This is a genomic window from Flavobacterium cheonanense, from assembly GCF_039539185.1.
Lineage (GTDB): Bacteria > Bacteroidota > Bacteroidia > Flavobacteriales > Flavobacteriaceae > Flavobacterium > Flavobacterium cheonanense.
The window spans coordinates 1-10593 of record NZ_BAABCT010000017.1 but is presented as its reverse complement, the minus strand read 5'-3'; the positions used below and the strand labels follow the sequence as shown (position 1 = coordinate 10593).

The window sequence follows — 10593 nt, the reverse complement described above, 5'->3', positions numbered from 1 at the left end:
TGGTGTTGCATCGACAAAAGCATTTACAACTCAAATCACAGTTTTGACAATGATTGCTCTTCGACTTGCAAAAGCCAAAGGAACTATGTCAAATTCTGACTTCCATAGATATTTACAAGAATTAGAAGTTATTCCAGAAAAGGTAGCTGAAGCCTTGTCTTCTACAAATGAAATTGCTAAAGAAATTGCTTCTATATATAAAGATGCGCCAAATTGTTTATACTTAGGTAGAGGTTACAATTTTCCAGTTGCTTTAGAAGGAGCTTTAAAGTTAAAAGAGATATCTTATATTCATGCAGAAGGCTATCCAGCTGCAGAAATGAAACACGGACCGATTGCATTAATTGACGAAAAAATGCCAGTAGTTGTAATTGCATCTAAACAAGAGCATTATGATAAAGTGGTAAGTAATATTCAAGAAATTAAAGCAAGAAGTGGAAAAATTATTGCCATTGTTACCAAAGGTGACGTTCAAGTAAAAGGTCTCGCAGACCATGTAATTGAAATTCCTGAAACTTCAGATGCACTTTCACCACTTTTAACTACAATTCCATTACAAGTTTTATCTTACCATATTGCTGTATTGAGAGGCTGTAATGTTGATCAGCCAAGAAATTTAGCAAAATCGGTAACGGTTGAATAGTTAAGTTTCAATTTTTTTGATAATATAATGACTCAAAAAAAGAGAAGCTATTTATTTATAATATCCTTTTTATATTTTTTTTTAGTTTTTTATGTAGTTTTTCTTCTCGACTACAGATTGAAAGAGGATTTCTATGGTTCTATAAATATGATTCCATTTTATAAATGCTATAAATTCATTTTTAATTACGAAAATTCAACTATTAGTAATAAAGTAAGTTTTTTAAAAGAATTTTTCGGGAACATCATTTTGTTATTTCCTTTTGCAAAAGCTCTAGAGATTGTATTGCAAAAAAAAATAACATTAAAAAAAAAGTGCTTTTATATTTTCATTGCATCCTTTAGTATAGAATTTTCTCAATATATCTTCAACTTGGGTATTATGGAAGTAGATGATATAATTTTAAATTTTTCTGGTGGTGTCTTAGGTGCTTACTTGCTAAATTCTTATAATGAAAGTATTAAAGTTTAAAAAATGAATTCTTCCATTAATAAATTCAAGGTTATAGGACTATGAAAATAATCAAAATTTTAATAGAAAATTATTACTTAATTTAAATTTATACGGGTAAATAAGAATGTTTTTTAGTGATTTTAATTGATTGCTAATTTCAGTTTTTTTATGATTTGGTTAAAATAGAGATTTCTTTTTACCCGTTTTTATAAATTCTAAATTTCTTGATAATTAAGTAAAACTAATTCAAAAAAGTAACTACAAATATCTTTTTTTAATACGTTATGCTTTAGAGATAGTTTCTTAATTATAAAAAAATTTAAGCTATTTTTTTATTTTAATTTTTTTAATCTTAATAAAATAATTTATCAAATTTCAGTTATGAAATCAGAAAAAAAAAATATATATATCATAGGAGATATACCATCAATATTAGATGATAAGACATTTGAAAAGTTCAATAATGCTGAATTAAATATGATTTCAAAAGGATTTAGAGTTTTTAATCCACTGTCAGATGTTAATGTAAATACAAGAAAACTCGATAATGAAATGAAAATTAAAAATATTCAAAACTTATTTAAAAGTGATGCAATATATTTATTGCCATGTGCAGAAATTAACCAAAATAATTTAGAATTAAAAATATCTATATTATTAGATTTACTAGTTGTCCATGGTCTAGATTTAAGTATAGAAAAGTCAAAAAAAAGAAAAGTAAAATAATTTTTTTAAAAAACATCTTTAAAATAGTTTTTAAATAAAGTAGCTAAAGAAAAAAATGATTAGTAATTAAATGAAAATATTAATATATGATTCGTCAAAAGGATTTTCAAGATTTTTAAAAAATAATCTTCCAAAAAAACATGAATTAGTTATTTGCACAAACAATCAATATTTGACACAATATTATGATGAGTATTTTGATTGTGCTTTCATAAATTTTAATGATGTAGCTGATTTGAAGAATCTTTTTGTTATTTTTCATAAGATAAAAAAAATTTTCGTTTCTACAAATTTACAAGATATAAAACAAAACATTTTACTTAGCGACTCAATTTATTTAATGGAATTAGATGAGAATAATTCATCTTTATTAAATAAGATTAATTTCCATTTGGAAATTATAGAAAAATATCAATAGCGATATTTTCCATTAGAATAAAACTAAAATAGGCATAATTTAATCTAAAGAAAATTAAATCATAAAATTCTTTGTCAGGCAAACAAAATATTTTTTTAAAGTAACATTAAATTAATTTTTTGGTGTTTTTGGGGTAAAAGCACCATTAGTTTGCCTGACTTTTTAAGCAAAATAAATTTAAATCAAAATAAAATCATAAATTCAATTAAACGTTAATAATAATTTGAAAATTAAATTTTTTTTAGCACAACAATTTTCCAAAATATCATTAATCAAGTGACTAATTTCTTGTTAATGATTTATTTTATTTCCACAAAAAAAACATTTCAATTTTATTACCATGAATATTAATGTATTACTATCAGTAGATAGTGATATAGTTGAAAAAGAATTATCTTCAATAAACCGATAAGCTATTTTAGGAAGTTGTATACACTTTTACAAAAAAAATCTGATATTATTGAAAAAATTCAGTTTGATTTTTTGACATCTTAATATTAGATCTAAAAAATAATTATGAAAAAAATATTGATTTGATAAAAAAATTCTAGAACTGAAGCTAAAGACAAAAGTTTATTTTTTTTTACATTCCTCTTTAGATATTAAAATGCTAAAACTCATCAAATACAATTCAATAGAAATTATTTCAGTTTCTCAAACTCAAAAAGAAATAGTTAAAAAAATTGTATTCAATTTACAGAATTTTAAAAGTAAAAACTCTTTCAAAATTAATAAATTCACCAAACTAAAAACACTTGAAATACTTTTGTCTGAGAGAGAATCAGAGATTGCGTTAATGCTAATTAAAAGATTAACTATAATAACCATTTCTCATAAGTTAAATCTCGCAATTACTACAATTAGCACATTCAAAAGAAGAATTTTTGACAAAGTCAATAATCTAATTCAATTGGCCTAGTGACTTAGTGTTCAAAATAAAAAAATCATTAGGATATGATTAAAGAAACAATTTTAAAATTTTTAATACAACATGAAGAGCAATCAGATGGTGTATTAAAGTCATTATTAGCAATTATAAGATACTATAATGGAAACACTTCATCTATAAACTTAAATGCTGCTATACAAAATAATTATCCTGTAACATCTATATCGTCATTAGTAAAAAATAGCTTCAAAATGTGATTTGAAATGTGTAGTTTCCGATGATATTGATCTTAAGACAACAATCAACTACAAACAGCCAATAATAATTATTATAAAAACTGCAGATAATAAGATATATTTTGTGGTGTGATATTCCTACTGTGAAGAATAGGATTTTTTTATCTAGGATGAAAGACACGGTTCTTACTACGTTTCAATTAATGAGTTAAAATCTTTACGAGCAGGTAAAAATTGTATTGTATTCTATAAAATCAAAGCTGCTATTGAATAGTTTTCTGACAAATCTGTGATTACAATGAAAATAGATTCGGCTCTATAATTCATTAATTAATTTATATTTCCAAAAATCTTTTTAGAACGACAAATATGAAGCAACTTTCTTAATTAGTTTAAAACTTTTATTAAAATGAATAATCCGATTTTTCAAAATCCTGTAGGAACAATTTACAAAGGAACATTACAGGTTAAAGATTTTATAGTGTCAATAAATGATTTATCCGTGATTCAATATACAACAATACAAAATGGAAAAATAGATTTTTTTTTAATAATAACGTCAATTGTCTTTACGATACTTTCTTTAGTATTTAAATCACTTTTAATTCTATTAATAGCTTTTGTCATAGGACTATTTTCTAAGTTTTGGATTATTGAATACCATTATCTATTCTTTGGAATTCATAAAAATCAAGAAATAATTGTTAAGGAAATAAATAAAGTAAATAAAAAAGATATCGAGTTATTTATTAAACATTTCAACATAGAAAAAGGAATAAGTTAATAACTTTAAATTTAAATGAAAGCTTTTGGTAACCTTAACAAAATTCGAGCAAACATTGAATTACTCGATAATAAATTTTTTCCCATTTTATAAGAATTGTAACGTTCTTTCTCGACTTTATATATGTCTTTTCTTAAATACAAAATTAAACGTTAATAATAATTCAGACATTAAATTTTATTTAATAAAAAAATTTAAACATTTTTTTAGCATAACAATTTTCCAAAATATCATTAATCAAGTGACTAATTTCTTGGTAATGATTTATTTCATTTCCACAAAAAAAAACATTTCAATTTTATTACCATGAATATTAATGTATTACTATCTGTAGACAGCGATATAATTGAAAAAGGATTATCTTCTATAATTAGAGAATCAATTTTAGGAAGTTATATACACTTTCAAAAAAAATCTGAAGTTTTTGAAAAAATTAAGTATGATTTTTTTGATATCTTAATTATTGAATTAAAAAATAAGAATAAAGAAGATATTATTTTATTAAAAAAAATATTAGAACTAAACTTAAAAACAAAAATTTATATTTTTTTGCATTCAGCTTTAAATATTAAAACAGCTAAATTAATCAAGAACAGTTCAATAGAAATCATCACAGTTTTTAATACTCAAAAAGAGATAGCAAATAAAATAAAATTTGATTTAAAGTATTTTAAAAGTAAAAATTCATTCAAAATTAAAAAATTTAGTAAAATAAAAACATTAGAAATGCTTTTATCCGATAGAGAATTAGAAATTGGATTGATGCTGATTAATGGTGAAACGATATCTTCAATATCAGAAAAAAAATCAATTGCAACATCAACTGTAAGTACCTACAGAAAAAGAGTATTTGAAAAAACTAAAGTCAATAACATTATAGAGCTGGCCAAATTATTCAAAAAATCAAATTATAAAACACTTCTACAATGATTAATAATGTTTTAATGAAATATATTGTAGAAGCTGAACAACCTTCAGATGGAGGGCTTGAATCACTTTTAAAAATAATTAAGTTTTATAATGGCACATCTTCTATAAATGATTTAAACTATTTGATTCAAAAGAATTACCCTAAAAGTTCATTTAAGTTATTGATTGAAGCTGCTAAAAATAATGGATTAATTGCAGTTCATTGTAAAGAAGTTACAATAAATGATGTTATAGAATACAATCAACCTTTATTAATTAAGTTTTTTGGTCAAAGAGGAGATATACACTTCGTTTTTTTTAAATCTTTCAGTGCATTAGATGGATTTCACATATGGGATTCTAGAAAAGGATATTACTCTCTTACAAAAGAAAATTTTAAACAGTTATGGCATAATAATGATTGTATTGCTTTTGTTTCAGATTAATCTTTAACATACAATCAATTTTATTTACATAAATTGATAAAATAATTTCTAAAAGTTTTTTATTTGCAAGAGTAAAAAAACTGAACTAAATTTTTACTAAAAATTTAAAATAATAATATTTAATAAATAAGTTTACATTAAAAATTTAAATTCACTAAATTTTCTTTACATATTATGTAATTATAAAAAATACCATTTATTTCTTTTAATTGTGATTAGTATACTTTTTTGTTTTGTTCGAGGTTTGTTAACAAACAGAAACTAAAACTTTTTATAATTTAATATAATATCAGCATCTATAGCAGATTCTACAACATATCAATTTAGTGTTTCACACGTAATCGGTTATGATACTATTTTAATAGTTTAAACAACAAATTTTCTATTAACAAAATGTATTCATAGTTTTAGAGTATCCAAATTCATTTGTATAGAACTTTAAGCTAAACGTTAAGACTAACAATGAGGCAAGTATTCAAGTTAGAGTTTACGACATGATAGGAAAACTTCAAGAAGATAAAACGATAAATGCTTCTGATATTCAAAACTTTGAATTAGAAAATCAATATCCATCTGGAGTTTACAATGTAATTTTATCTCAAGAAGCAAATACTAAAACGCTTCGTGTCATAAAAAGATAGTTTTTATTAGTTATTAAATAGTTAAAAACTTCCTCAAGAAATTGAGGAAGTTTTTGCTTTTGTATACTTTTTAGCTTTTAAATTATCATCAATCTTCCTAAAGATGAATAATAATTGAAGAATTACAAAATTTATTAAAAATTAATTTAAGATGTTAAAAAAAGCAATTTTTGTTATTTTCTTGTTGAATATTTCTTTACTTTTAGCTCAAAGTAATCGGGTTTATAAAGGTTATTACAATGTCTTTTTAAAGAAGCAGTTTTCCGATCCTCAATTATCTAAAAAGTATTTAGATTCCATTTTATTGCTTCCTAACCTTCCGGATAGTACCATTTGTAAAACATATAATGATGTTGGAATTTATCATGCCATAGTGGGTGATTACGAAGGAGCTCTTCGTAATTTTGAAAAGTCCTATGCTTTTGATCCTAACTGTAGTGTAAAAACTAAGGCTAATATTTTATGTAATATTGCCAATACTCAAAAATTATTTGGCAAATTTGAGTTGGCTTTAAAAAATTTATTTAAAGCAAAAAAATTATACGCATCCATTAGAGATGAAAAAAATTTATTAAAAGTTGAAAGTGAAATTTGTGCTGTTTATTACAACAAATCGGATTTCAATAAAGCATTAGATGTATCTTCTGAATTAATTCCAAAATTGGAAACATTAGGGGATGAAAAATTGCTTAACATTCAATTGTTAAGACAAGCTAATATTCAGTTTAATATTGGGGATTTTGCTAATGCTATTGTATATTACAACAAAACCTTGCCTTATTTTAGTAAAGATATAGAAAACAATCTTCAAAATAAGTACGTGGCATTAATGAATATAGGCGCTTGTTATAGTGAATTGAGCAGTCCTAAAAGTATTGATTATTTCAACAAAGCTCTTGTGGGTTTTCGAGCTATTTCAGATAGTAGAAATGAGTTTTTATGCATGGGAAGTATTGGGAAGTATTATTATAAAATCAAAAATTATGAGAAAGCAACACCTTATTTGAAGAAATCTTTTGATTATATGTATGCCAACTTGCCTCACATATCTTTAGAGATTTTCACTTTTTATCTAAATAGTTTGCAAAAGCAAAATAGTTTTTCTGAAATAGAGGAGTTGTTGGCTTTAGATGCAGCTATAATGCTTTCGCAGGCTAATTTGCAGGAAAAGATTTTTTATTACGAAACACTAGCTACTCTATACGGAAAATTTGGAGATAAACCATCCGAATACAGAGCGCTAAAAAGTTTGCAAAAGCTCTATACAGAGCGACAAAAGGAAAATACTTTCGATGAGTTACAAAAAAAATTAAATCAGTACAATATCAAGAATGAAATAAACAAAAACCGCAACCTTGAATTACAAGTATCCAATTTAAAACTGCAAAATACTATTATTTGGATTTTAATACTTTTTACAGTATTACTAATTTCCTATTTTTTTGATAAATACAAGAAGAAAAATAAAATACAAGACCTAATATTGATGCAATTGCAACAAGAAAAAGAACTAAACGAACAAAATAACCTACTTAAAGACGAGCAATTAAAATTGGAAGGAGAGCTATTAAGAATAAAAGAACGAGAGCTCACAGCACTTCAATTAAAGATATTCCAAATTAAATCTAATATTATTGATTTTTTACAATCAAATATTATTAAAACAAACGATAAAGAACTGAAAAATATAATTGTTAAAATTGAAAGTTTTTTTAATAATGATGATTATTGGCGCGAATTTGAAATTAGGTTCACAAACATGCATCCTGATTTTACCATAAAATTAAAGAAAACATATCCCGCGCTAACAAAAAAAGATATTGACTTTTTATCATTAATAAAACTAAACTTAAATAATAAAGAAATTGCAACGCTAATTAACATCTCTTACGAAAGTGTGATAAGTAAAAAATACTTACTTAGAAAAAAAATGAATTTATCATCTGAGAATGAACTTATACAATGTGTAAATGAAATATAGTAGCAACTGAAAATTATTTATAAAACATCAATTTAAAAAAATACATCTGACGAACATACAACATAACAATATCTAATTTTTACAGACCAAGTAACTATTTTGCCATAATAAAAAAAGCAAAATTTTAACTTTGTAGTAATAAAAAAATAAAAATAACAGTAAGCAACCTAATACAAGTTATCTCTGTAGTTCTCTGGTTAAATAAACCTAACCTAAAATTAACTACATTAAATCAAAAAAAATAGTGACGTAAAAAATTTAACGCAAAAAAACTACTTAATCAAAACCAATTGTTTTTCAGTATTTTAAATAAAATTAAGCAAAAAAAATCTATATTTTTTCTATACCTTTTTTAAAAAAAAGAATCTGAAATTTGTGAAAAATATTTTTTAACTCAAAATTTTATGCTGATGAAATAGTAATTTAATGTACTTTAAAAAGACAATTTAAAAATTCAATATTAATTTTAAAAAACAAAACAATGAAACATTATTTTTTAATTCTATTTCTTGTCGCTTTTGGAACTGGTTTTTCTCAAAACAAATCAATTTTTCATAGTGAAAATGGTAGAATTCGTACTCTAATTGTAGAAAATTATTTTAAAAGTTTATCTGCAGAAACAATTGAAGAAATTCAAAAAGTTAAACCTGCTAATGGCGAATTTGTGCATTTAGCTACCGATAAAAAACAATATTATTTCTTAAGTGATGTTGCTCAGCTAACAGAAGCACAGAAGAACAATTTTTATCAAAAACTTTTTGATAACAAATTTATTTTTCAAGTAAATCATGGTTTACCAAATGGTTATGTTTGGATTATTGCTGAAAAAGATAAATTTTCCCCTCAAGACGGATTACAGCGTATTACAAATCTATACCAACAATCAATTAATTAATTTGAATTATGAAAATAATTACTAAACTAAGCATTTTATGGTTTTTGCTGATTGGTCAGCTAAACCATGCCCAAACAGATTTGTGTCCTTCTACAGCTACCCAATTCTGTTGCGAATATGTTGCATCAGTAACATTTAATGGAGTGTTTTTTCAGGGAAACAATGATTTTACGGGTCCTGGATATTATAATTATACTAATGTTCCTATGCCTATTTTACAAGCAGGTACAACAGTTCCATTGAGCGTTGTTGTTACTACTAATGGTCCTTACCAGCAATTTGTTAAATTTTGGATAGATTTTAACAACAACGGAAATTTAGAAGATCCAGGAGAGTTGGTTTATGACGAAACGGAAATGATTAACAGCACTACTTATACGTTTACAGGAAATATAGCAGTACCAGCACACGCATTTAACGGGCCAGTTAGAATGCGTTTGATAATGGTATATAACAATATACCAGAGCTTTGTGGTGATTATGCCTATGGTAATACCTTTGATTTTGGTTCATCTGTACAAGGTGGAGTAAATCCCGTGGGACTAACAGTAAATAGAACAGGTACTGGTAATGTGGTAAGTAATCCATCAGGTATCAATACTGCCAACAATGTAAACTTTTCTAATTTTGCAGAAAATTCATTAGTTACACTAACTGCCACGCCTATTGCGCCGCAATCCTTTACAGGATGGAGTGGAGCTGCTACTGGTACAACCAACCCAATAACAGTAACAATGAATCAAGCAAAAACAATTACCGCTAATTTTAGAGCGTTTACCCCTCCACCAACAGCACCTGCTACTCAAGAATTATGCCCAGGCTCAACAGTAGCTAACTTACAGGCTGCAGGTTCTAATTTAAGTTGGTTTACAACTGCCACTGGTGGTGTTGCGCTAAACAATAACACTCCATTAACAACAAGAAACTACTTTGTGTCACAGACTGTATCGGGTACAACAAGTACGAGAACAGCAGTAGCTGTTACTTTATTACCTATTTTAGGATCATTAAGTTCAATTAGCGGAATATCAGTTTTACCTTCTGTAACAACTGTTGCAACTTATTCTGTAACTCCAGTAGCTGGGGTTGCTAGTTATGTTTGGGAATTACCAGCTGGTATGACTATTCTTTCTCAAACAGGTCCATCGATAACAGTGAATTTATCGTCAACCTATACCGATGGTACGCTTCGTGTAAAAGCAATTAATACTTGCAATGAAAGCCCAACTCGTTCGCTTCGTGTTCGTAGAGCGACGCCAATTCCTCCTGGTGGTTTTGCTTTAGCAATAACTGGTGAGATTGAACTTTGTACAAATGCTACGCAAGAGTATACTGCTACTACTGTAAACAATGGTACTTATCTTTGGACAGTACCTACGGGTATTACTGTTGTATCTGGTCAGGGAACTTCAAGTATAACAGTTTCTTCAACTTCAGATTTTGTATCGGGTCAAATTCGAGTTAGTTGTTCTACAGCAACAGCTACCCAACTAGCTTCAATTAATGTTTCTGGTGCTCCACTTCCTTCTGTAATAGCAGGACCAAGTACTGTATGTTCTTTAACACAAGCAA

The 10593-nt window shown here is 26.0% G+C and carries 11 protein-coding genes and 1 pseudogene; all 12 read left to right on the top strand.

What is annotated here, in order from left to right; translation table 11 throughout:
* Positions 1-643 (top strand): SIS domain-containing protein (locus ABD766_RS14835; RefSeq protein ID WP_344817421.1); only part of this gene is annotated, 643 nt, incomplete at its 5' end.
* A 27-nt stretch (positions 644-670) separates the two neighbouring features.
* A complete protein-coding gene (locus ABD766_RS14830; RefSeq protein ID WP_344817420.1) occupies positions 671-1114 on the top strand; it encodes a VanZ family protein in 444 nt (147 codons plus the stop codon).
* A 363-nt stretch (positions 1115-1477) separates the two neighbouring features.
* Positions 1478-1822: a DUF4406 domain-containing protein gene (locus tag ABD766_RS14825; RefSeq protein ID WP_344817419.1), complete on the top strand. Its 345-nt coding sequence runs from the start codon at positions 1478-1480 to the stop codon at positions 1820-1822.
* Between the two features lie 70 nt (positions 1823-1892).
* Positions 1893-2240: a hypothetical protein gene (locus ABD766_RS14820; protein WP_344817418.1), complete on the top strand. Its 348-nt coding sequence runs from the start codon at positions 1893-1895 to the stop codon at positions 2238-2240.
* Between the two features lie 607 nt (positions 2241-2847).
* A complete protein-coding gene (locus tag ABD766_RS14975) occupies positions 2848-3159 on the top strand; it encodes a LuxR C-terminal-related transcriptional regulator (RefSeq protein WP_425556591.1) in 312 nt (103 codons plus the stop codon).
* A gap of 615 nt (positions 3160-3774) precedes the next feature.
* Positions 3775-4149 carry a hypothetical protein gene (locus ABD766_RS14815; RefSeq protein ID WP_344817417.1) on the top strand — a complete coding sequence of 125 codons (375 nt, stop codon included), beginning with the start codon at positions 3775-3777 and terminating at the stop codon, positions 4147-4149.
* 306 nt (positions 4150-4455) lie between these two features.
* The gene (locus tag ABD766_RS14810) at positions 4456-5079 is read left to right on the top strand and encodes a LuxR C-terminal-related transcriptional regulator (protein ID WP_344817416.1); all 624 of its coding nucleotides are present in this window, start codon (positions 4456-4458) and stop codon (positions 5077-5079) included.
* Entirely contained in the window at positions 5076-5504 is a 429-nt protein-coding gene (locus tag ABD766_RS14805; RefSeq protein WP_344817415.1) for a cysteine peptidase family C39 domain-containing protein, read from the top strand. Before ABD766_RS14810 ends, ABD766_RS14805 begins: the two co-directional genes overlap by 4 nt.
* Positions 5505-5959: 455 nt before the next feature.
* Positions 5960-6145, top strand: a pseudogene (locus tag ABD766_RS14800) (T9SS type A sorting domain-containing protein); the annotation flags it as partial.
* 151 nt (positions 6146-6296) lie between these two features.
* Positions 6297-8126 carry a LuxR C-terminal-related transcriptional regulator gene (locus ABD766_RS14795; RefSeq protein ID WP_344817414.1) on the top strand — a complete coding sequence of 610 codons (1830 nt, stop codon included), beginning with the start codon at positions 6297-6299 and terminating at the stop codon, positions 8124-8126.
* Between the two features lie 481 nt (positions 8127-8607).
* Positions 8608-9021, top strand: a complete 414-nt coding sequence (locus ABD766_RS14790; protein ID WP_344817413.1) for a hypothetical protein — start codon at positions 8608-8610, stop codon at positions 9019-9021.
* Between the two features lie 8 nt (positions 9022-9029).
* On the top strand, positions 9030-10593 hold a 1564-nt coding region (locus tag ABD766_RS14785; RefSeq protein ID WP_344817412.1), incomplete at its 3' end, for a GEVED domain-containing protein.

What these genes read in the sequence shown, in the direction of transcription:
- ABD766_RS14805 (WP_344817415.1), top strand. Translation starts at nt 5,076, where the DNA reads ATGATTAATAATGTTTTAATGAAATATATTGTAGAAGCTGAACAACCT.
- ABD766_RS14790 (WP_344817413.1), top strand. Translation starts at nt 8,608, where the DNA reads ATGAAACATTATTTTTTAATTCTATTTCTTGTCGCTTTTGGAACTGGT.
- ABD766_RS14795 (WP_344817414.1), top strand. Translation starts at nt 6,297, where the DNA reads ATGTTAAAAAAAGCAATTTTTGTTATTTTCTTGTTGAATATTTCTTTA.
- ABD766_RS14810 (WP_344817416.1), top strand. Translation starts at nt 4,456, where the DNA reads ATGAATATTAATGTATTACTATCTGTAGACAGCGATATAATTGAAAAA.
- ABD766_RS14815 (WP_344817417.1), top strand. Translation starts at nt 3,775, where the DNA reads ATGAATAATCCGATTTTTCAAAATCCTGTAGGAACAATTTACAAAGGA.
- ABD766_RS14830 (WP_344817420.1), top strand. Translation starts at nt 671, where the DNA reads ATGACTCAAAAAAAGAGAAGCTATTTATTTATAATATCCTTTTTATAT.
- ABD766_RS14820 (WP_344817418.1), top strand. Translation starts at nt 1,893, where the DNA reads ATGAAAATATTAATATATGATTCGTCAAAAGGATTTTCAAGATTTTTA.
- ABD766_RS14825 (WP_344817419.1), top strand. Translation starts at nt 1,478, where the DNA reads ATGAAATCAGAAAAAAAAAATATATATATCATAGGAGATATACCATCA.
- ABD766_RS14975 (WP_425556591.1), top strand. Translation starts at nt 2,848, where the DNA reads ATGCTAAAACTCATCAAATACAATTCAATAGAAATTATTTCAGTTTCT.